The organism is Dyella psychrodurans (genome assembly GCF_003363265.1).
GTDB classification, from domain to species: Bacteria; Pseudomonadota; Gammaproteobacteria; order Xanthomonadales; family Rhodanobacteraceae; genus Dyella_B; species Dyella_B psychrodurans.
This window is the reverse complement of record NZ_QRBF01000004.1, coordinates 40,196-61,090: the sequence shown is the minus strand read 5'-3', so window position 1 is coordinate 61,090 and position 20,895 is coordinate 40,196. Positions and strand designations below refer to the sequence as shown.

The following is a 20,895-nucleotide window of genomic DNA, read 5'->3' as shown; positions in this document are numbered from 1 at the left end:
GCAACGCTTACTGCCGAAGCGGCGTTGTCGATGCCGGGGCGTGTGCAGCGGCGGGCGCGGGTTGTCCACGCAACGGCGCCAGTGATTCGAAGCCGTTCTGGTAGTCGTCCGTAATTTGCTTGGCGTCGTCACTGTCGGTAATCACGCGCGGCGTGATCAGCACGATCAGCTCGGTGCGACTCTTGGTCTTGCCCGTTGAGCCGAACAGCTTGCCCAGTATGGGAATATCGCTCAACCACGGAACACCCTGACCATTGTCCGAGTTCTGCTGCTGGATCAAGCCGCCGAGCAGCACGGTCTGACCATTCTGCACGCCAAGCTGGGTTGCGATCTGGCGCTGCTGAATCGTGTAGTTGCCCTGGCTGTTGGCCGCACCCGTGGTGGCGCTGACTTGCTGATCGATATTGAGATAGACCAGCCCACCCGGATTCACGCGCGGCTGCACATCCAGAATGATGCCGGTGGGAAGGTATTGCACCTGACCCACCGTGGTCGCCGTGGAGGTGGTACCCAGTCCGGTGTAATAGGTCTGGTTGATCGGAATCTGATTGCCTACCTCGATATGCGCCACCTGGTTGTTGAGCACGACCAGCGACGGTGCCGACAGCGTCTTGGTGTTCTGGCTGCTTTCCAGGGCGTTGATGGCCACCTGGAATTTTCCGTTCGAACTCAGGAAGGAGTAGAAGAATGGCTGCCCGCCGTACGAGTTGGTTGAGGTTGACTGGCCACCGATGCCGCCACCCAGGCCAATCATGCGGTGCGAGTACGGGTTGCCCGGCGTGAAACCGCCGTTGGAATTCTCCGAGCCGCCAGCCAATCCTTGCAGATACCATTGCACGCCGTACTGGAGATCACCTACCAGATCCACCTCGAACACACGGGTCTCGATCTGCACTTGCATCGGCGTTACGTCGAGTTGCTTGATGGCGCCAAGGATCTCCTGCCATTGCGCCGCGCGCGCGCGCACCAATAGCTGATTGTTGGCGTCCACGGAGCTGATGCGGATGCTGCCGTCCTTCGAGCTGTAACCTTGCTCCTGACTGCTATTGTTCGCCAGCCCGCCGTTCGTGCCCACACCGCTGACGCCCGTGCTGCCGCCAATGCCACCTGTCGACGTGCTACCGAATCCACCGCCCGTGGTCGAGCTCGACGGATAGGAGCTGGATCCGGACGTACCGCCGATTCCACTGGAAAGGCCACCCGTGGTGGAGCTGCCGAAACTCCCGGCCGTGCTGCCCATGCCGCTCGCCGAGCCACCGGCATTGTTGCCGATGCCAAGCGTGGTGGCGCCGCCTGCTCCCGGCGCCACGCCGCCGCCGCGGTCGTTGCTGCCGCCGCCAGCATTGTCGGTGTAGATCTGCGCGAGGTAATGCGCCAGATCCGAAGCACTGATGTTGCGCACGTCGTAAACGTACAACTGCGGTTCGTTACCGCCGCCCAGGTCGATCTTGGCGATCCAGTTGCCGACTTCGGTGAGATAGTTCGGCTGCGTACTGATCACCACCAGGGCGTTGGTGCGCTTGATCGGGATAAAGCGCAGCATGCCGGCCAGCGGCGTATCGCCCTTGGTGCCAAACATGCCATCGAGCTGTGGCATCAGGTCATCGACGGTGGCGTGCTGCAGATTGAACACGCCGACCGACATGCCGCGCAGCCAGTCCACATCGAAGGTGCGCACGGTGCGGTCGTAGTTGGCCAGTTCGTCAGGCGTGCCGGCCACCACGATGACGTTGCGCGAATTGTCGACCAGCAGGATCGAATCCGGCCGTGCGAAAGGTTTCAACAGCTTCTGCATCTGGTCGGCGGCGATGTAGTGCAGCGGGAACAGGCGCGCCTGCAGACCACCCGTCGGCGCGACAGCACCCAGGCTCGGCGCGACATTGCCTTGCACGGCATCCTTGTCCGGCATCACCACATAGCGGCCATTGGTCTTGATCAGCGCGTTATGCGTCCAGGACAGCAGCGTCTCCAGGATCGGGATGGCCTGGCTGCTGTCCACCGGCTCGGAGGTGGAAAAGGAAATATTGCCCTGCACGCCCGGCACGATGGTGTAGTTCTGCTGCAGCAGATCGCCCAGGATCGCCTTCACCACCGCCTGTACCGGCTGGTTTTCGAAGTTGAAGGTGACCGCGCCGCTGCCCGCAGCACCCGGGCGTGGCGTCGACAGCTCCGTCGGGTGTACGAACTGGCCGCTGCCGGTGCTGATGCTGGCCACCGCCGGCGCCGGCGTACCGTTGCTGAGCTTGTTATTGAGCGACTGCGGCTGCGGCGCCGGTTTCTCCGTACCGGCAACGGCTTCGCGCTCCAGCGTGAGATCGGGCTTCACCAACGGCTTGTTGGAGGCGCAACCGCTCAGGAAGATGGCCAGCGCGATGGCGCCGACCTGCAGGCCGTTTCGTCGGCAACGTTGCATGCGCGTGTGTGACATGGATTAGTGGTCTCCCTGAGCGTTTGGGGTCAACCCGGAACGCTGCTTTTGAATGGCGGCCCTGAGTCTTTGCAATCGTTGTGACTGTGCATCGTTCGGCGGTGGCCCCGCGCCAGGCGGCGGCGGTGGCATCGGGCGAGCCGGCATCGCTCCGCCCGGACCCGGCGGGCCGTTCATCGGAATGGCGCCTGCCGTTGCGCTTGAGGCGGCTTGATCGATGGGAGCGCCCGCGGGCAGCTTCAGTTCCGTGCGCCCGCTCGGGGAAGCAAAAATCGCCGAGCGCGGCAGCACCTTGATCAGCTTCCAGGTGCCGTCGGGCAGCATGGCGCCCTCGCGCACGCGCACCTCGCCGCTGTCGTCGCCCTTGTTGTCGTGCGCAGGGCCCAGCAGGGCGATGTGCAGCTTCGGCGTAATGATGACGCCCGTCAGCTGCAGATCACCCAGGCTGACGCCTTCGCTGCCGCCGGTGGTGACGATCGGCTTGCGGTCGCTGCTGAACAGCGGGTGTAGCCAGACCTGCGCGTAGCTATCCAGCGCCGGTGGCGCCGGCAAGGCGACGTTATGCACCGCCGGCAAGGGCGGCGTGACGCGCGGTGGATTCCAAGTCACGCCGCGGCCCATGCCAAACAGAAGCGACAACAGCAACATGCCGAAGATCGCCACGATGGCGGCCAGTGAAGGCGTAAGTCGGCGTTGCGCGGCAGCGTTCATAGTTGATCGCCTCCCGACGACGCCCGATTGTCGTCCGCCGAGGAACCGGTACCGGCCGGCGCATGCACATAACCGCCAAGCGTGAACTGCACTTCGAGCGGTGCGGCGCCGCTCTTCTGCGCGGCCACCAGCGGATTGCGGTACACGCTGAAGTCCTGCACGAAGAGATACGGCTTGCCTTTTTCGAGCGTGTACAACAATCCGATCAGCGGTTGCATGTCGCAGTGCAGGCTGATGCTCACCACGACTTTCTTGTACGGATCGCCCGGCGTCACGGCGGGATTGGCCACCGGCATCTTCTGGCTGACTTCGCAGCTGCCTTCCTGCGCATGCGCGGCGGCATCGTCGACGACGCGCTGCATCAGACTCGCCGCGGCGGCATTGGGATCGGTCTCCGACAGGAAGGTGCTGCTGTCGGCGGAATCACGGCCCAGCTCGGACAGGCGCTTTTGCAACTGCGGTTTCTGAGCAATCGCCGCGGCGTAGCGGCTCTGCGTGTCGCGCAGGTCGTCCATCTGGCTGTCGATGTCGCGCAACGGCGCGACGAACCACCAATGCAGCAGCACGAAGTAGGCCAGCAGCACGACCAGCACCAGCAAGCCGATCGCGGCAATGCGGCTTTCTGCGGGTTTCATGGGTCTGAGATTCATCGTGCGGCTCCCGCACTGCTGCTTGATGCAGGCTTGGTGCTGGGCATGCGCAATTGCGCATCCATGTAGAAACGCTCCTTGTTGGTCGCCGGATCGCGCTGGATCACGCCCTGGAAGTTCGCTCCCGTGATCTGCTTGCTGCTTTGCAAGGTATCGATCAGCGACGCCGCTTTCGCGCTTTGTCCCTGGATGCCGACCCGGCCGCTGCTGTCGATGGTGAAACGTTCCAGCCAGGTGTCGTCCGGAATGCGCGCGGTCAGATCCTGCAATACATCCACCACGGCAACGGAGTCGGTCTTGCGATGCGCGAGGAAACCCGCCGCGCCGCTGCTGTCTTCAAGCTGCTTGTGAAGTTCGGAAATCTTCTGCGCATCGGCGCGCATGTCGTCGACTTGCGATTGCATGGCAGCCAGCGCTTCCTGCCGGTTGTGCAGCCATTCTCCCAGACACAACAACAGCAGGACGATGGCTGCCGCGGCCAGTGCCAAATTAAGGCGTCGACGCGGATCGCGATGCACGCGCGCCATCTCCGGCGGCAACAGATTCACACCCAGGCGGGCGTCGCCGTCGCACAGATCCACGGCGTCGATGGCGATACCCGCATTGCGCAGGCGCTCAAGCTTGGCATCCACCAGAGCGCGCGGCGCGGCGATCAATTCGGCGGCGATGCGGCCTGCCGGTGCGGACCCGCGCACTTCACGCAGGTCGTAGTAGACCTGCTCGGTGCGGAATGGCGTTTGCCTGTCCATTTCGTACGCGCCGATCTGGCGCAGGTTGTCGCGTGCCGCCTCCGGCAAAAGGAGACGACGGCGCAATACACCTTCTGGAGGCAGGCACAGCGCAAGGCGCAGATCCTGACGATCCACGCCGGCGACGGCCGTGTTCAGCATCGCCTGTTGCGCGGGCGCATCGAGCGCATCGCTCCAGGGTGGAGCGCTTTCCTTCTGGCCACTGCGGTGCACACGCCACAGGCTGTCTTCATGACGCAACAGGCACCAGACATCGCCGCCGCGGAAAAACGCCTGCCAGCGCGCCGGCAGCAGGGCGCGCAACTCGCCGCCCCACCAGGCCATGAAGGCCGGCATCGGCGAGCCGCGCCATGCGCGGCGTACGCGATCGATCTGCGGTCGCAGTGTCTGCGTAGCGGAATTCACTCCTCATCCCCCTCTTGCCAGCGCAACACCGCAAAAGATTGCGAACCCTGTCGAAATCCCTGCAAGCGTACCGTGGCATGCAAAACAGCACGCGTTCCATCGGCGAGCACCGCCTCTGACCGGATACTATGCGTGATGCCATTGTTGCCGGCCAGACCCGCCACCGCATTGGCCGCGGCCGCCGGCGGGCGAGCAGCGATCATCGCCGCCGCATGTTGCAGATCGATGCCCGGTAGCGATGCCAGCGCCAGCAGCGGGGCGGTGTTCGGATCCGGGCTGGACCTGCCGGACCAGATGGTGACGTAGGGCGCGACGGCCGCATAGAGCGCGGGGTCCATGCCCAGCACCATCTGCAGTTCCTGGACGCTGGCGAACGGGCCGTTGCGGGGGCCGTAATCGCGCCCTGCCGCGGCGTAGGCAGCGGCGCGTTGCGACGACTGCTGCGGGGATATCGCAAAGCTGCGCCAGTCGACCACCGCCTGTGCGACGGCCGCGGCCCGCACTGGATCGGCGCCTGCCGCATGGAACAGATTGGCCAGTACATCGGGTGTGGCGGCGTTGAGATCCACCTTGCCGTTTTCGGAAATCACCGAAATGCCGACCTTGGCGCCGTCGAACACGAAGGGATAGACACGTCCGTCGCCGATCCAGCGATCGGCGACGTTCGTCGCCTGCATCGCATAGATGGCGCGCATCAGGCCTGCCTCGGCCGCGTAGTGCGCACGCGCCTGGTTGAACTGGTAACCGGCTTGCTGACCTTCGTTGTGCGCCAGTGTGGCGTAGCCGCCAAGCAGGATGGCGAGCAGCGTGCACGCCCACATCACCACCAGCAATGCGACACCGCGTTGCGTGCGCTTCATGGCCCGACTCCCGGGCCCCGCAAGCCGCGAAGCAGATTGCCCGGCCCTTGCGTCGCCGCCGGATTGACGAGCAGGCTGGCACTCATCAGCGGCCACTCTCGGCCATTGTCGAGCGAAAGATGGATGCTGACGACGTTCGGCATGGTGCCGGTGTATTTCCAGTCGCTCTGCCAATCCATCGGCTGGCCTTGCTGGTTCACGCCGCGATAGCTGAAGCCGCCGCCCTTGATCCCGTCGACCAATACCTGCGGATCGCCCAAGGGCTTGGGCGCACTGCCGTCCGGCGGAAGCACGGCGAGACTGGCTTCTAGCCGCTCGCCTTTGCCTTTGTCACCGGGAACCAGTTTCAACTGGATCAGCTGCGGTCCCATCCTGCCGAGATACCCCGGCAACGGCGCGACAAAGCGCATCTCGCTTTCGCTGCCGACGAAATAGATATTGTTGCCATCGCTGTCGTGCGCGATGGGTTGCGCCATGGCTTGCGCCAGCTCGCGGCGGAGAAATTGTTGCGCGGAGCGCACTTCGTCGAGCTGTTCGATTTTCACCGTGCCGGCCTGCACCGTGTGCGTGGCCGAGCGAACGCCGGAATACACGCCCAGCAGCAAGAGCGCCAGCAGCGCCATGGCGCCTAGCACTTCGAGCAAGGTGAATCCGGCTGTGCGTTTCATGGCGCAGGTGTTGCCGATGTGTTGCTGCCGATGCGCAACGTACTGAAATGCGCGCGACGCTCGAAGGGCTCCACGCCCCACATCACGTCCAGATCGAGCCGATACATCTGCGTGCTGCTGCCGTTGCCCGCCGGCGGAACGCCCGGAACCGTCCAGGGCGTGACCTGCAAGCGCCAGCGATAGCGGCTATTGAAGTGGCCTTCGCTCACACCCGGCTGGATCGGATCGAGCGTGTAGCGCGTATCCAGCAGCGAGCGCGCCCACAGCGCGACCTGGCTGTATTCGGCCGCGTTCTGCGAAAGACGGATCGACCCGCCCGCCACTTCCATCAGCGCCGCAAACGTGATGGCCAGCAACAGGATCGCCGCGATGACCTCGATGAGGCTGAAGCCGCGTGTGCGACGCCGCGGTGCGTTCATGTGTGCGTCCCCGTGTCGAACACGTTGATCGCGCCGGTGAGCCACGACACATTGACGTGCCATTCGCGCCGGCCGCTACGCAAGGTGATGCGTCCGCCGGTCGAACTGCCATCGGGAAAGAAACGGATGCGGGCGACGTCGCCGCCGGTCTGGTCGCTGGTCGCGCTGGTGACCGACAGCTCCAGGCCTTTCGGCAGACGCACGTCGCGACGGTCCGCGCCGCGATACGTCTCTTCGCGCGTATCGACCTGAAAGATGCGTTGCTGGCCATGCATGATCGCCTGCGTGCGCGTGGCGCGCAGGGCCGCCGCGAGCTCGCCCGCGGCGGCGTTGATGCGCGCACTGGCCAGCCCGCGCGCGACGGAAATCGATACCGCGGCAGCCGCGATGCCGATCAGGATGATCACTGCGAGCATCTCCAGCAGCGTGAACGCACGCATGCCACGCAGCGAGGGCGACCGATGCACGGCGGCGAACCGGGGCGAATCTGCTTCGCCCCGCGATCCGACACACATGATCGGTCTGCGGTTTGTCACTGCCAGTTACCCACGTCGGCGTCGTAACCGTCACCGCCGGGCTTGCCGTCACGACCATAGAAAATCAGGTCGTAATTGCCGTGCTCGCCGGGATACTTGTAGCCAAAGTCGTGACCCCACGGATCCTTGAGCTGCGAAGGCTTCACATAGGGGCCTTGCCAGTTGGTGGCACTGGCAGGCTTGGCGACGAGATCCCCCAATTGCGCCGGCGGCGAACCGTTATCCAGCGAATAGGCATCGATCGCCTGGCTGAGCGTGGTGAGCTGCGCCTTGCCGGCGCCGTACTTGCCCTTGTCCACGCTGCTGCCGACCTGGCGCACCACGATGGCGCCGACGATGCCGATCAGCACGATCACCGCCAGCATTTCCAGCAGGGTGAAACCGGCGCTGCGGCGGGGGTGACGCAGGGACCGGGTTCGTGAATATCTGTACTGCATGGGGTGATTTCTCCGTTTCTTACGCATGAACAAAAGGATGTCTATCGGACAGCGCCGATCATTGAATGTTGCTGGTGAGGCTGAGCAGGGGCAGCAGGATAGCCGCCATGATGATCGCGACAAAGACTGTCATGACGATGGTGAGCGCGGGCACCAGTGCGGCAAGCAAACGATCGATGGCGCGGCGACTTTCCAGTTCGAACGTGTCGGCCACTTTGAGCAGCATCGTGTCGAGCTGCCCGGCCTCCTCGCCAACCTGCACCATCTGGATCGCCAGTCGCGGAAAGCGTTGCGATTGCGCCAGGGAGAGGCTGAGTCCGTTGCCGCCCTTGACCATCTCGGTCGCCTGCACCAGCGATTCATCCAAGGCGCGATTGGATGTGACCTGACGCGCAATACCCAGCGCCGACAGCAACGGCACGCCGTTCTTGACGAGCGTGCCGAGCGTGCGCGCCAGACGCGCCGTTTCCACCTTCAAAACCAGCGGACCGACCATGCGCATTTTCAGCAGGCGTTCGTGCCAGGCGAGGCGCAACGCAGGATCGCGCATGCGCGCGCGCCACACGAGCACACTGCCCACGACAAGCACCAGGATCAGCCACCACCAGTTCTGCAGCGTGGTTCCCAGCGCAAGCACGGCGCTGGTGATCCACGGAATCGGTACCTGCATGTCCTGGAAGATCGGCACGAACTGCGGCACCACGTAGGTGAGCAGCAAGAGCAGCGAACCGAGCACACCCACCATCAGGAACGCAGGATAGATCAATGCGTTGATGATGCTGCCGCGCAGTTGCTGCGAGCGCTCCAGATAATCGGCCAGGCGACGCAGCGTGTCTTCCAGCGATCCGCCGACTTCGCCGGCGCGCACCAGCGCGACGTAGAGCTTGGGAAAGACGCCGTGTTCTTCATCCAGCGCCTGCGACAACGGCGTGCCGCCACGCACGCGATCGCGCACGCGCTCGATCAGCTTTTTTGCATGCTCGCCTTCGGGCAGATCCATCAGGATGCCCAGCGCGCGATCGAGCGGCTGTCCGGCGCCAAGCAACGTCGCCAGCTGATGCGTGAACTGCGCAAGCTGGTCGCCGTTGAAAGGTCCGCGTTTGAAAAGACCGGCAAAACCGCTGCCCTCGCCGCCCGCGTCGGCAGGCTTGGCTTCCAGTGGCGTGTGGCCCTGGTCCTGCAGGCGCACGATCACTTCGTCGAGACTGGCCGCTTCCATCTGTCCCTGCACGATTTCGCCGGCAGCGCTGACGGCGCGATAGCGGAACTGGCTCATGACCTTGGCTCCTCCCCCTGCGTGCAGGGGGAGGTTGAGCGTTGCGGCGCGACGTGGAATCGTGCTGCACAGTCGCGGCGATTATCCTTCCTGCGTAACACGCAACACCTCTTCGATGGTGGTGATGCCTGCCACGGCCTTGGCGATGCCATCTTCGTACATGGTCCGCATCCCTTCCGCGCGCGCCTGGCGTTCGATCTCGCCGGCATCGGCGCGTTGCATCACCAGGCGCCGCAGCGGATCGCTCATCACCAGGAATTCCATGATCGCGCGACGGCCACGATACCCCGTGGGATTGGTCGTACTGGTACCCGGTTTCCACAAGCGGATCGGACGCTCGTCGGTGTATTTCTCCAGCTCGAACTCTTCGATGACTTCGGGCGGCGCCTCATACGGAATCGCCGTGTCCGGATCGAGCCTGCGCACGAGGCGCTGCGCGAGAATGCCGTTGACGGTGGAGCCGAGCAGATAATCTTCCACGCCCATGTCCAGCATGCGCGTCACGCCGCCCGATGCACTGTTGGTGTGCAAGGTGGAAAGCACCAGGTGGCCGGTGAGCGCGGACTGGATGGCGATGCGGCAGGTTTCCAGATCGCGCATTTCGCCGATCATGATCACGTCCGGATCCTGGCGCATGATCGAGCGCAAGGCATTGGCGAAGTCCAGGCCGATCTGCGGCTTCACCTGGATCTGGTTGATGCCTTCGAGCTGGTATTCCACCGGATCTTCGACGGTGATGATCTTCACGCCCGGCGTGTTGATCTTGGACAGCGCGGTGTAAAGCGTCGTGGTTTTACCCGAACCGGTAGGACCGGTGACGAGCAGGATGCCGTGCGGACGCTGCAGCACGTCCACGAAACGCTGGCGGAAATTTTCCGTAAAACCCAACGACGCGAAATCGAACACCACGGTTTCGCGATCGAGAATACGCATCACCACCGATTCGCCGAAGCTGGTCGGCACGGTGGACACGCGAAGATCCAGCTCCTTGCCCTGCACGCGCAACTGGATACGGCCGTCCTGCGGCAGGCGGCGCTCGGCGATGTTGAGCTTGGCCATGATCTTCACGCGACTGATCACGGCGGCGGTGGAACTCGAAGGCGGCGCTTCCACTTCGTGCAGCACGCCGTCGATGCGGTAGCGAACTTTCAGGCGGTTCTCGAACGGCTCGATATGCACGTCCGACGCGCGCTGCTCCACTGCGCGCTGAAGAATGAGATTGACCAGGCGAATCACCGGCGCCTCGGAGGCGAGGTCGCGCAGGTGTTCCACGTCGTCTTCTTCCGCCGCGCTGCCGTCGAGGTTTTCCACGATGGTGCCCATCGCGGAACGACCTTGACCGTAATAGCGTTCGATCAGATCGTCGATTTCCGAACGCAAGCCGATGCACAACGACACCGGCTTGCCCGATGCCAGGCGCACGGCATGCAACGGATAGGGGTCGGCGGGGTCGGCCACCACCAACGCCAGCCCGTCGTCGCCGAAACGCACCGGTACCACGTGCTGCTGCTTGAGGAAGCGAACAGAAATGTCGATATCCGCGGGCGGCATGTCCGGCGCCTCGCGCGCCGCCAGCAGAGGGGCATGCAGGCGCTCGGCCCAGGCTTCGGCAAGATCGCGCTCAGACATCAGCCCCAGACGCGCCAGCAATGCCGTAAGGGTGCCCTCGGGGGCCTCCTCGTGGAGGCGCCGGGCACGTGCCAGATCGTTGTCTTTCAGGCGCCCACGCTCGACCAGCAGGGCACACACTGCTTCTTCATGGTCATCCGTGGCCTTCATCGCCCCTAAGGACGCCGGCTTTACGACTGCCGACATATTCCACCCCGCTTGTGACTAACGTCTCAATACAACGCCGGCCCACCCGGCTTCCCTTCGCGTCGAACAGGCGAATCCCATTCGTAACACAACCGTGAAGCGGCTGGCGAGCCTTGTCGGGCGGCGCCTGCGCGCAGTGTGACCGGCCGTTCATGCTGCGACTGGGCGGTAAGGTCCGGACGACTCGATCCAAATCGGCGATGTCAGCGGCACCGGATGGATCGGGGCACCCTTGGATGAGACAATAAAAGCTTTGAAAGGGTTCGCATGCAGCTCGTCGATATCGGGGCCAACCTTACCCATGAGTCGTTCCGGCACGATTTCGACGCCGTGCTCGACCGTGCCCGGGCGCATGGTGTGGTGCAAATGGTTGTCACCGGCGCGTCACACGCCGGCAGCGAACACGCCCTCGATCTGGCTCGCGCCCATCCCGGGATGCTGCATGCCACGGCCGGCGTGCATCCGCACCATGCGATCGACTACAGCGATGTGACGGACGCTCGCTTGCGCGAACTTGCGCGTGCGCCCGAAGTTCGCGCGGTCGGCGAAACAGGACTGGACTACAACCGTAATTACTCTCCGCGCGATGTGCAGTTGCGGGTATTCGAACGACAGCTGCAGATTGCCGTCGATGTGGGCAAGCCGCTGTTCCTGCATCAGCGCGATGCGCATCACGATTTTGTCGCCATGCTTTCGCGTTACCGCGACAAGGTACCCGCCGCGGTCGTGCATTGCTTCACCGACACGCGCGAAGCGTTGCGCGATTATCTCGCGCTCGACTGCCATATCGGCATCACGGGCTGGATCTGCGATGAGCGACGCGGCACGCACCTGCGCGAGTTCGTGCGCGAGATTCCTGCCAATCGCTTGATGATCGAAACGGATGCGCCTTATCTCTTGCCGCGCACGGTGCGGCCGCAGCCGAGCCATCGGCGCAACGAACCGATGTATCTCAAGCACATCTGCGAGGAAATCGCGCGCGATCGTGGCGAGCCCGTGGAGATGACCGCGGCCCACAGCACTGCGACGGCCACTGCGTTCTTCGGACTTTAAATAAACCCCCATTTGTTTCGTCACTTCAAAGTGCGAAACCCCTACGCTCTTCCATCATTCCGGCGAGGGAAGTGGGGACACCTTTATGATGCGAGAACTCTGGTCTCGCCTGGCGGCAGACCTTCCAGCGCATAGCCACCGATCCGCACACGTATCAACCGCAACGTCGGAAACCCGACCGCTGCCGTCATGCGACGAACTTGCCGATTGCGCCCTTCGCGCAAGGTGATCGTCAACCAGCTGGTGGGAATGCTCTTGCGAAAACGCACGGGCGGATCGCGCGGCCACAACCACGCCGGCTCGTCGGCATGCTCGGCAACCGCCGGCAGCGTCGGTCCGTCGTTCAAGACCACACCGCGACGCAACGCCTGCAGCGCGTCATCAGTCAGCGCACCATCGACCTGCACCAAATAGGTCTTGGGTTGCTTGTGCCGCGGATCGGTAAGCTGATGCGCCAGCGCACCGTCGTCCGTAAGCAGCAGCAGACCTTCGCTATCGTGATCGAGCCGACCCGCCGGATAGACGTCCTTCTGGCGCACGTAATCGGCCAGCGTCGGACGTCCATCGTTGGTGGTGAACTGGCACAGCACACCGAACGGCTTGTTCAGCGCGATCAGCATGCGAGGGGAGTCACTCAGTGCGTCGCCGCACTCGAGGATGAACCGGGCGACGCACTGCTCGCAGCAGGCTTCACGAAGCGCAGCGTCATGCGATCGGACTCCCCGATCGCCAGGTACTTTGCCCGGTCCTGATCGCCCAGCGCCAAGGTCGGCGGCAAGGTCCAGACACCTTTCGGATAGTCCTTGGTGTCCTTGGGATTGGCGTTGATGTCGCTCTGCGCATCCAGCTTGAAGCCGGCATCGGTGGCGAGCTTGATGATGTAGTCGGTCGGCAGATAACCCGAACCCTTCACCGAATCCAGCGTCGCGCCAAGCGCCGCGCGATGATCGACCACGCCGAGCACGCCACCGGGCTTGAGCACTGCGAAGAAAGCCTTGAACATCGCCTGCGCCGTGCCGGCCATCGCCCAGTTATGCACGTTGCGGAAGGTCAACACCATGTCGGCGGACCCGGCACGGCCAAACATCGGCGACTGCGGATTGAACGTGACGATGCTCGCCTTGCCGTATTCGGCCGAGTCGCCCGCGAACTTGGTGCGCAACGCGGCCGCGTCCTGCTTGGATTCGGCGTTGTTGTCGGCCACCGCGGCGATGTAGTGGCCGTTGTCGCGCAACAGCGGCGCGAGCACTTCGGCATACCAGCCCGCGCCGGGGGTGATCTCGATCACCGTCTGGTCGGGCTGAAGGCCGAAGAACTGCAAGGTCGCCTTGGGATGGCGATAGACATCGCGCGCCTTGTTGGTAGCCGAGCGCCAGGAACCGGCCAATACGGCGTCCAATTGGTTGGCGGTGAAATCGCTGGCACTGGTCGGCGGCACCAGGTCACCCGTGGGCTGATCCTGCCCCGCTTGCTGCGCGTGAGCCGTGCCAGCGAGCAGCAGGACGGCGGTCAATCCGAAGGCAAGCCTGATTTTCATGACAACTCCTTACAACGGTGTCCGCGGCAGGTTACCGCCGGTCGTGTACAGCAAGCGTCGACATTTTACATTTAATTTACGTCAACTGCGCGACCACTCTGCCAACACGTGCGCGTACGACCCGGCCCAAGAAGGCCGGGTTGCAGCCTCGTCATCCAAAGACTCGTCGAGTTAGAACGGCCTCGGGCAGACCGATTGCAGGCCGTCGATGTGCTCGTGCAAGTCCGGCGCGATGCCCTGCCACATGGGATCGAGAATGAAATCGATGCCTTCGTAGCGCGCCAGCTTGGCGGCCGGAATGAAATCGGCATCGCCGGCGACCAGGATGATCTGGTCCACCTGCTTCTTGTAAGCCAGCGCGGCGATATCGATGCCGATCTTCATATCCACCTGCGTCTGGCGCATATCCGGTTCGAAATGCTCGTCGCCCAGCTCATCCCAGTACAGGGACTCGTCGCGCAGTTGCTGATAGGCCTGATGCCTGAGCTTCCATTCGCCGCGATCGGCCAGTCGACCGAGCCGCAACGCCATCTTGCGCTGGCGGCGCAGCTGGTCGTGCAGGTCGCGCCGGAAGGAGGCGGCGGCGGTGCGGGAGAAGTCGATGCTCTCGCCGCTGATCGGCTTCACCAGCACCTTTTCCAGCGGCGGGCAGTCATAGAAAAAAATGCGATACAGCGCTTCGCGGGGACGATCCAGCGCTTTGAGGTGTTCGAGCGCCATGCCGAACACGGTCTTGGCCACGGTGCGCGCGTCGTTGGCATCGCGGTCGGCCCAGACCTTGCGGTAACGGGCAAGAAAGAAGGCGCCGTCGACGAGGATGGCGGTGCTGGACATAGGAAATCCTTATGGATGTTGCGGATGGCTGTTGGTGTCGACCTATAGGTGGTCGGCCTGCGTATTCTACGTGGATGCGTCGTGGGGGTTGTCGGCGCGCCCCGTCATTTCCTTGCTGCACACAACGCTATACTCGGACTACATCAGGGGGGACCTATGTACGCAAAGCATTGGATGGCCGCACTGCTGTGTGCGGCGATGTCGAGCGCAGTGTTGGCCGCCGGACCAAGCGACATTCGCAAAACCGCTGAAGCCAGCATGCTGGTGACAGGATGGATCGAAGTCATGCCCGACGGCAGCGTGCACGACTATTCCATCGATCACCCGGAAAAAATTCCTCTCGTCGTCCTTCAACTCATCAAAAACAACGTACCAAGCTGGAAATTCAAGCTTGATGACAAAGTTGCCGTGATAGAACGCGCACGCATGAATTTGCGCATCCTCGCGAAACGCGTCGACGACACACACAATTCCATCGGCATCATCGGCGCGACCTTTGGCGAGACCGGCGACAAGAGCAGCGATATTGTCAGCGAGAAATACATCACCACGCCTCGCTATCCGCGAACGGCGGTCGATGCGCGAGTCGACGGCACCGTTTTTCTGCTGCTGCGCATCGGCAAACAAGGGCAAGTGGAAGATGTCGCCGCCGAACAGGTCAATCTTGGGGAATACGGTAGCGAGAATCAGATGCGCTACTACCGGGGCCTGCTAGAAGATGCGGCGTTAAAAGCAGCAAGGGAATGGACTTTCAACACGCCGACGACGGGCAAGCAGACTTCTTACCCCTACTGGTACGTGCGTGTCCCCGTGAATTTCAACATCCACACCTTGGGGCACGACGAGGACACGTACGGCAAGTGGGAAGGTTATATTCCCGGTCCGCGTCAACCGATTGCGTGGCTGCAAGCCGAGCACGCCGCGCCCGTCACTCCGGATGCCATCCCCACTCAGGGCCTTACGCAGCTCGACCCGAACTTGAGCCTGGCAACGCCACTCGCCCCGTAGGACGGCGCGTCGCCGACGAATCATGCAACTGCGTCGTCACGACGCAGTTGCGGCATCTGGCGACAATAGCTGTCGGCTTCTTCGAGCAGCCATTGGCGAAATGTGGCCATGCCACGATGATCTTCGGAACGCGGCGGATACACGAGGTAATACGCCTCGGGCACGGGCAGATAGCGATCGCCCAGCACCACCAACCGGCCGGCATCGATCAGCGACTTGGACGTGACCATGCGCCCCAGCGCCACGCCCAGTCCTTCGAGCGCGGCCTGGCGCAAGGCATCCACGGTATCGACGTGCGCCACGTAACGGTGCGGCGGCTGTCCGCCGTAGTGCGCAAACCAATCGTTCCAACGATTGTTGCGATTGGGATCACCAATCAACGGCCACCGCGTCAGATCGAGCGGATCGGCGCCGGCCATGCGCTCCACCAGCTCCGGCGCCGCCACCGGCGCAATCCACTCCCCGAACAGATACTCGCTGCGCAATCCCTCCCACTCGCCTTTCCCGTAACGCAACGCGGCATCGACCGCCTCGCGTTCGAAATTCACCAGCGCGGACGTGGATTGCAGATTGAGCTGCAGCTCGGGATACGCCGCCAGCAATCGCGGCAGTCGCGGCATCAGCCAGCTGGAGGTAATGCCGGGACTCGCACTCAGGCTCAGCGCATCGTGGCGACGCTCGCGATAGCGCGACAGCGCATGCTCGATGCCGTCGAAATGCTCGCCCACCGCTTCGAGCAACTCGCAGCCTTCCACCGTAAGGGTGACGCCACGTGGGCCACGCTCGAACAGGCGCCGCTCCAGGCGTTCTTCCAACTGGCGCATCTGATGGCTGAGCGCGCTTACGGTGAGGTTGGCCTGATCCGCCGCGCGCGAAAGATTGCCCAAACGTGCCACATGCACGAATTGCTGCAAGAGACTGAGTGGAACTCGACTCATGTTGAATATCCCTCAAATCTGCCTTGCGAATATATCGCTTTTTCGGGTCGGGACATGCCATTACCTTGAGCACTCCCCAACCCCGGATTGGAACCCGCCATGCGCTCGCCATGGATCGACCTGCTGTTTCTGCACGGATACGCAACGCCCACCCAACTCGCTTGGCGCCCGGACGCGGCGTCCTGCGGTCGCCCGACGGCCAGCCAAATCGAAGTGGACGTCGCCCAACTTCCCTTGTCCGACCGCTGCAACGAAAGAGACTGCGCCTGCTCAGCTTGATTCACGCGCTCGGGCACCCACCTCGGAATAGTCTTGTGCCGCCGCGTAGCGGCACTCCCGCGCACTCCATTCCGAGGACTTTCCATGCCATTGCGCCAACTGGGCCGCTCCGACCTTTCCATCGCACCGCTCGCCTTCGGCGGCAATGTGTTCGGGTGGAGCGTTGACGAACAGCGTTCGTTCGAACTTCTGGATGCGTTTGTCGATGCCGGCTTCAATCTGATCGACACCGCCGATGTCTACTCCGCCTGGGTGCCGGGCAACCGCGGCGGCGAATCGGAAACCATCATCGGCAAATGGCTCACCCGCAGCGGCAAACGCAATCGTGTCGCGATCGCGACCAAGGTGGCCAAGTGGGTGGAGCATCGCGGGCTGTCGCCCATGAATATCCGCGAGGCCGTGGAAGGTTCGCTCAAACGCCTGCAAACCGATCACATCGATTTATATCAGTCGCATGAGGACGATGCGACGGTGCCGTTGAGCGAAACCTTGGGCGCGTTCGCACGATTGATCGAGGAAGGCAAAGTGCGCGTCATTGGCGCGTCCAATTACGGCGCCGACCGCTTCGCCGAGGCGCTGAAGGTGTCGAAAGCCCACAACCTGCCACGCTACGAAAGCCTGCAGCCCGAGTACAACCTCGTCAGTCGCGCCGGTTACGAAAAGGAACTGGAGCCGCTGATCCGGCAGGAAAACATCGGGGTCATCAACTACTACGCGCTAGCCAGCGGCTTTCTCAGCGGCAAATACCGCAGCGAAGCGGATCTGGCAAAGAGCAGCGCACGCGGAGGGGCGGTGAAGAAGTACCTCAATCCGCAGGGCTTGAAGGTGCTCGCCGTTCTGGACGATATCGCCGCCGCGCACAAGGCGACGACGGCGCAGGTCGCGCTCGCGTGGCTTATGGCTCGTCCGGGCATTACCGCGCCCATCGCGAGCGCTACAAGCGTTGAGCAGCTTCAGGAATTGATCGGTGCGGCAAGGCTGTCTCTCAGCGTCGACGAAATCGGCGCACTCGATCGCGCCAGCGCGTAGCGCCTGCACGTATTTTCGACGTCGTACAAAGCTCAAAGAGCCTTCGGTGCATCGTTCCGGCTTTGGCAGGACGATGCGCAGCATGGGGGACTACTGCCTTCGCAGACGCATCGCCATATCGTAGGCCGCATTGATGTCCTTGGATTTCGTCTCGGCGAGCCGCCTTATATCATCACCAAGCTGAGCGACTTTGTCAGGATGGTATTGGCTGATCTTCACGCGATACGCGTGTTCTATCTCAGCCGCGCTGGCCGTTTCCGCAACGTCGAGCACCTCGAACCACGGCGGCGCTTTCGACGCAGCCGGCTCCCAATGCTTCTCCCAGTCCTGTCGCGGCGGCTCATGGCGGGCACGCGTGCCAGACTGCCCGTCGCCGGTATTGGGCGTCAGATAATTGCTGACGAGGCGATAGCCAAAGAACAGGCCCGCCGCGATCACCACGATATCGACAGCCGTCATTTCCGCAGATCCTCGAAAGAGTTGAGATAAGCATTCAGCGCGCGCGATTCGGTGCTGTCGGGCTCGACAAATCCAAGGCTGACCTTGATGCGCTGACCGAGAATGTCGGTGAGATCGTGCACTGCGGGCGACGGCAACATCGTCGCCGCCAGGGAGTGCAGATCCACGTCGAAGCGCTGCCGCAAACTGATCTTGCGCACAATGTTCAACGCGAACGGCGCGCATAGCACCGCATCCAGGGCGATGGCCATGACGGCGCGACCGGAAAGATTCAGCGCCTTCCTGTAGCGATACACATGGATCATGGTGACCACGATCACCACGTATACCGCGACGATCCACGCCAGCAACGCGGCCAAGCTGCTGGAGGCGAACAAGGTGTAAGGCAGGCCGACTACGAACAGCATCATCAGTAGCAACGTCCAGGGCGCGATCACCGACAACGCCACTCGGGTGCGTCGGGAACGCATGGGTTTTGGACTCGCATCGACCATGCCACGCTCCGGCCAGCTCAAGCGAAAGAGTGGTTGATGCGGGCATAGCGGTTGCGGCAGGAACACGTGCCTGCCGCCAAGCTCGAACGCGGAGCCGCCTGAAATGTCGCATCCGCTGCGTCGGCTCACAAGAATCACTTCATTGTGATAAAGCAGCAGAGCGGAGTCGTACAGATACAGCGCGACGACTCCGCCCAGCAACAGCAGCCCATCGTGCAGGATCATCAGGACTGCTGTTTCTTCTTGAAGAGATTCTTGAACCAGGCGCCTACCGCGGCAAAGCCAATCAGCAAGAACTTCCATGCCGCCACCAGGAAGCCGCCGATCACGGTAAACAAGCCTTTCTTGGCCGCGACCGCCAGCGCGCCACCGGTGATCAATGCGGCAAGGCCATACTCGGCTACGCGATCGCCGGGGCGGTACTCGGCGTAGCTCTCGCCGGGCAGATACTGGAAGCCGGGCAAGGTGCTCTTGAAGTCGACGATCGCCGCATCGAGCTTGCTCGGCGGCGTGACGACCGTGACGTCCATCACGCCATGACGTCCCAGCAGGCGCGTGTTGTAGTTGACGATGTGCTGGTGTGTCTGCGCATCTTCCAGAAGGATCGACCACGCCAGCGATTTGATCTGCGTGTCGTATTCGGGCTGGGCGCTCCAGCCGAGAATGTTCAGCTCGTCCCAACCGCGCGCCTTGCGCTCCTTGTTGCCTTCCGCCGTTCCTTCGCGATAGGACTGCAGGATGGCATCCGGTTCGAGCTTCTCGTCGTCTTTCACATAGCCGATGTCTTCGTACGCGAAGAACGCAATCCAGTTCAGCGTTTTTGGCGCAAGCGTGTATTGATCCCGCTCGGCCGGCGGATTGTGCAGGACGTCGTTGAGCGACCGGGTTCCCGCCGGATCCAGAAACGCATAGCCATCGGGAACATTCAGCGAGGCATGGCCGCCAAGCTTGACCGTCGTCGGACCCATCTGCCACGGCAGGGACGAGATGGCACTCCTCTGCGCGAAAGCCGTTTCACCCGCGCACGCCAACAGCAGCGCGACAAGCACTATAAAGAACCGTTTCATTCCTTCCCCCTAGGTTTGATGACTCCATGTACCCCGTCCAAATGTAGCAGGAGCCGGGGCTCCGTGAGGGCGGTCTATGGGTCCAAATCTTCCGGGGACTGCACGGCGTATCCCATGGCCTTGAGATGGGCCAGGTAGCCGTCCGGCGAAAGCACTTCTCGCATGGGCAGGATGGCGAAAGTCTGCGGATTGCGGGCCATGGCGGCCATGGCGGCCTGCTGCCATACCGCCTCCATGCGCTGGGGCAAATCGTGCAACCCCATCTGCTCCGCGACGTCGGCATTGATCACGGCGATCAGGCACGACTCATGGCGATCGTTGACCGACATGCTGCGCAAGGTACCGATATCGCCCGTGGACCATGCATTGGCGCGTGCGGTCAGCGATCCCATGTCGTGCTCGACGATGTTCAGTGTCTGATTGAAACAGCTGATGTCGTGCAGGTTGGTCTGCTTGATCGTATCCAGCGCCTCGCCCGGGTGCTCCACCACCAGCTCGTATTTGACTGGCGTGCGTGTGACGTCATGCCTGTCCGCCAGCCTCTGTACGGCGTTCGTAACGCCGCTCGCACTGGTCAGGCCCGCCTTGTCGAGGGCTTTCTGGTAGAGCTTCCATGCGACCAACAGGGGCCGCCAGTATTCGATGCTTCTGTCGGTGCCGAAATATTGCGGTTTGACGGCTTGCCAGCGTGCATACATGTCCGATGGAAGAATTTGCTGGAGATCTTCGCCGTCCGGATTCTTGCGCGCGCTATACACGGAAGGCAGCAACGCGAGCTTGCTGAAAAATCCCGCGTCGACTTTCAATTCCGCCGTCGGCGCTTCGAGCATTTCCTGCGAATGCGCGATCGTCTGCTCTACTTCGGCGGACCGCCATTCCATGTGCCTGGGCAAGGGGGACAAGGTGCCCAGCACCCACATCACGTGATCGCCTTTGCTGACTTTCCACAATCCCGGCCCGGGTTGCTCGCCGGTAACCGTGACGGTCTCGAGCAACTTCGCGTTCTCGCGCGAAGGCGCCGGCGCGGTGCCGGACGAAGCAGGCGCGGATTGCGCCCAGACTGGCGGGACGAGAAACGCAGCCAGCAGCCCTAAGACGACGGAGACGCGCATGCGTGATTGCTCCTTGAACGCAAGAAACCGAATCCTCGATGCACAATCATCTTAACGACATCGCCGACCTTCGTCGTGTGCCACGAGTCTGGCGCCCATCCGCCCAAAAAAACGGGGCCGCAGGGCCCCGT

Annotated in this window: 22 protein-coding genes; 3 read left to right on the top strand and 19 right to left on the bottom strand. The window is 62.8% G+C overall.

The genetic code is table 11. The features are described 5' to 3' along the window. Positions 1-7 precede the first annotated feature (7 nt). From gspD to gspE, 11 genes are all read right to left on the bottom strand, one after another. Entirely contained in the window at positions 8-2,428 is a 2,421-nt protein-coding gene (gspD, locus tag DWU99_RS11740; RefSeq protein WP_115478252.1) for a type II secretion system secretin GspD, read from the bottom strand. Between the two features lie 3 nt (positions 2,429-2,431). After that, the gene (locus DWU99_RS11735) at positions 2,432-3,139 is read right to left on the bottom strand and encodes a general secretion pathway protein GspN (RefSeq protein ID WP_115478251.1); all 708 of its coding nucleotides are present in this window, start codon (positions 3,137-3,139) and stop codon (positions 2,432-2,434) included. After that, positions 3,136-3,789 carry a type II secretion system protein GspM gene (gene gspM / locus DWU99_RS11730; RefSeq protein ID WP_115478250.1) on the bottom strand — a complete coding sequence of 218 codons (654 nt, stop codon included), beginning with the start codon at positions 3,787-3,789 and terminating at the stop codon, positions 3,136-3,138. The genes DWU99_RS11735 and gspM overlap by 4 nt, the downstream gene beginning before the upstream one ends. After that, entirely contained in the window at positions 3,786-4,943 is a 1,158-nt protein-coding gene (locus tag DWU99_RS11725) for a PilN domain-containing protein (RefSeq protein ID WP_115478249.1), read from the bottom strand. Before DWU99_RS11725 ends, gspM begins: the two co-directional genes overlap by 4 nt. Continuing rightward, positions 4,940-5,803, bottom strand: coding sequence for a type II secretion system minor pseudopilin (locus tag DWU99_RS11720; RefSeq protein ID WP_115478248.1), 864 nt, complete (start codon positions 5,801-5,803; stop codon positions 4,940-4,942). The genes DWU99_RS11725 and DWU99_RS11720 overlap by 4 nt, the downstream gene beginning before the upstream one ends. Then, positions 5,800-6,471: a prepilin-type N-terminal cleavage/methylation domain-containing protein gene (locus DWU99_RS11715; protein ID WP_115478247.1), complete on the bottom strand. Its 672-nt coding sequence runs from the start codon at positions 6,469-6,471 to the stop codon at positions 5,800-5,802. The genes DWU99_RS11720 and DWU99_RS11715 overlap by 4 nt, the downstream gene beginning before the upstream one ends. Continuing rightward, positions 6,468-6,890: a type IV pilus modification PilV family protein gene (locus DWU99_RS11710; RefSeq protein WP_115478246.1), complete on the bottom strand. Its 423-nt coding sequence runs from the start codon at positions 6,888-6,890 to the stop codon at positions 6,468-6,470. The genes DWU99_RS11715 and DWU99_RS11710 overlap by 4 nt, the downstream gene beginning before the upstream one ends. After that, entirely contained in the window at positions 6,887-7,339 is a 453-nt protein-coding gene (locus tag DWU99_RS11705; protein ID WP_115478503.1) for a GspH/FimT family pseudopilin, read from the bottom strand. The genes DWU99_RS11710 and DWU99_RS11705 overlap by 4 nt, the downstream gene beginning before the upstream one ends. Before the next feature lie 83 nt (positions 7,340-7,422). After that, positions 7,423-7,863: a type II secretion system major pseudopilin GspG gene (gene gspG / locus DWU99_RS11700; protein ID WP_115478245.1), complete on the bottom strand. Its 441-nt coding sequence runs from the start codon at positions 7,861-7,863 to the stop codon at positions 7,423-7,425. A gap of 58 nt (positions 7,864-7,921) precedes the next feature. Then, complete coding sequence (gene gspF, locus DWU99_RS11695) at positions 7,922-9,139, bottom strand: type II secretion system inner membrane protein GspF (RefSeq protein ID WP_115478244.1); 1,218 nt, start codon at positions 9,137-9,139, stop codon at positions 7,922-7,924. 81 nt (positions 9,140-9,220) lie between these two features. Beyond that, positions 9,221-10,954, bottom strand: a complete 1,734-nt coding sequence (gspE, locus tag DWU99_RS11690; RefSeq protein ID WP_115478243.1) for a type II secretion system ATPase GspE — start codon at positions 10,952-10,954, stop codon at positions 9,221-9,223. Between the two features lie 267 nt (positions 10,955-11,221). Here gspE and DWU99_RS11685 point away from each other — a divergent pair, with 267 nt between their 5' ends. Continuing rightward, positions 11,222-12,007, top strand: coding sequence for a TatD family hydrolase (locus DWU99_RS11685; RefSeq protein WP_115478242.1), 786 nt, complete (start codon positions 11,222-11,224; stop codon positions 12,005-12,007). Between the two features lie 83 nt (positions 12,008-12,090). Here DWU99_RS11685 and DWU99_RS11680 read toward each other — a convergent pair whose 3' ends face one another. From DWU99_RS11680 to DWU99_RS11670, 3 genes are all read right to left on the bottom strand, one after another. Beyond that, on the bottom strand, positions 12,091-12,627 hold the full coding sequence (locus DWU99_RS11680) for a pseudouridine synthase (RefSeq protein ID WP_115478241.1): 537 nt from the start codon (positions 12,625-12,627) through the stop codon (positions 12,091-12,093). Between the two features lie 14 nt (positions 12,628-12,641). Then, positions 12,642-13,544 carry a class I SAM-dependent methyltransferase gene (locus DWU99_RS11675; protein ID WP_115478240.1) on the bottom strand — a complete coding sequence of 301 codons (903 nt, stop codon included), beginning with the start codon at positions 13,542-13,544 and terminating at the stop codon, positions 12,642-12,644. 171 nt (positions 13,545-13,715) lie between these two features. Then, positions 13,716-14,378, bottom strand: coding sequence for an NYN domain-containing protein (locus tag DWU99_RS11670; RefSeq protein WP_115478239.1), 663 nt, complete (start codon positions 14,376-14,378; stop codon positions 13,716-13,718). A 174-nt stretch (positions 14,379-14,552) separates the two neighbouring features. On the opposite strand from DWU99_RS11670, the gene DWU99_RS11665 reads away from it, so the two are divergent. Further along, entirely contained in the window at positions 14,553-15,386 is an 834-nt protein-coding gene (locus DWU99_RS11665; protein ID WP_115478238.1) for an energy transducer TonB, read from the top strand. A gap of 20 nt (positions 15,387-15,406) precedes the next feature. Here DWU99_RS11665 and DWU99_RS11660 read toward each other — a convergent pair whose 3' ends face one another. Further along, a complete protein-coding gene (locus DWU99_RS11660; protein ID WP_115478237.1) occupies positions 15,407-16,324 on the bottom strand; it encodes a LysR substrate-binding domain-containing protein in 918 nt (305 codons plus the stop codon). Positions 16,325-16,687: 363 nt separating this feature from the next. Here DWU99_RS11660 and DWU99_RS11655 point away from each other — a divergent pair, with 363 nt between their 5' ends. Next, positions 16,688-17,632, top strand: a complete 945-nt coding sequence (locus DWU99_RS11655) for an aldo/keto reductase (protein WP_115478236.1) — start codon at positions 16,688-16,690, stop codon at positions 17,630-17,632. 90 nt (positions 17,633-17,722) lie between these two features. Here DWU99_RS11655 and DWU99_RS21000 read toward each other — a convergent pair whose 3' ends face one another. The 4 genes from DWU99_RS21000 to DWU99_RS11640 all read right to left on the bottom strand — a co-directional run bounded on the left by DWU99_RS21000 (position 17,723) and on the right by DWU99_RS11640 (position 20,764). Beyond that, positions 17,723-18,091 (bottom strand): J domain-containing protein, encoded by a 369-nt coding sequence (locus DWU99_RS21000; protein WP_158543276.1) that lies wholly within the window; start codon positions 18,089-18,091, stop codon positions 17,723-17,725. Continuing rightward, on the bottom strand, positions 18,088-18,810 hold the full coding sequence (locus tag DWU99_RS20995; RefSeq protein ID WP_158543275.1) for a hypothetical protein: 723 nt from the start codon (positions 18,808-18,810) through the stop codon (positions 18,088-18,090). Before DWU99_RS20995 ends, DWU99_RS21000 begins: the two co-directional genes overlap by 4 nt. Continuing rightward, positions 18,810-19,652: a DUF2167 domain-containing protein gene (locus tag DWU99_RS11645; protein WP_115478234.1), complete on the bottom strand. Its 843-nt coding sequence runs from the start codon at positions 19,650-19,652 to the stop codon at positions 18,810-18,812. Before DWU99_RS11645 ends, DWU99_RS20995 begins: the two co-directional genes overlap by 1 nt. A 74-nt stretch (positions 19,653-19,726) precedes the next feature. Beyond that, on the bottom strand, positions 19,727-20,764 hold the full coding sequence (locus DWU99_RS11640) for a TraB/GumN family protein (RefSeq protein ID WP_115478233.1): 1,038 nt from the start codon (positions 20,762-20,764) through the stop codon (positions 19,727-19,729). Positions 20,765-20,895: the final 131 nt, after the last annotated feature.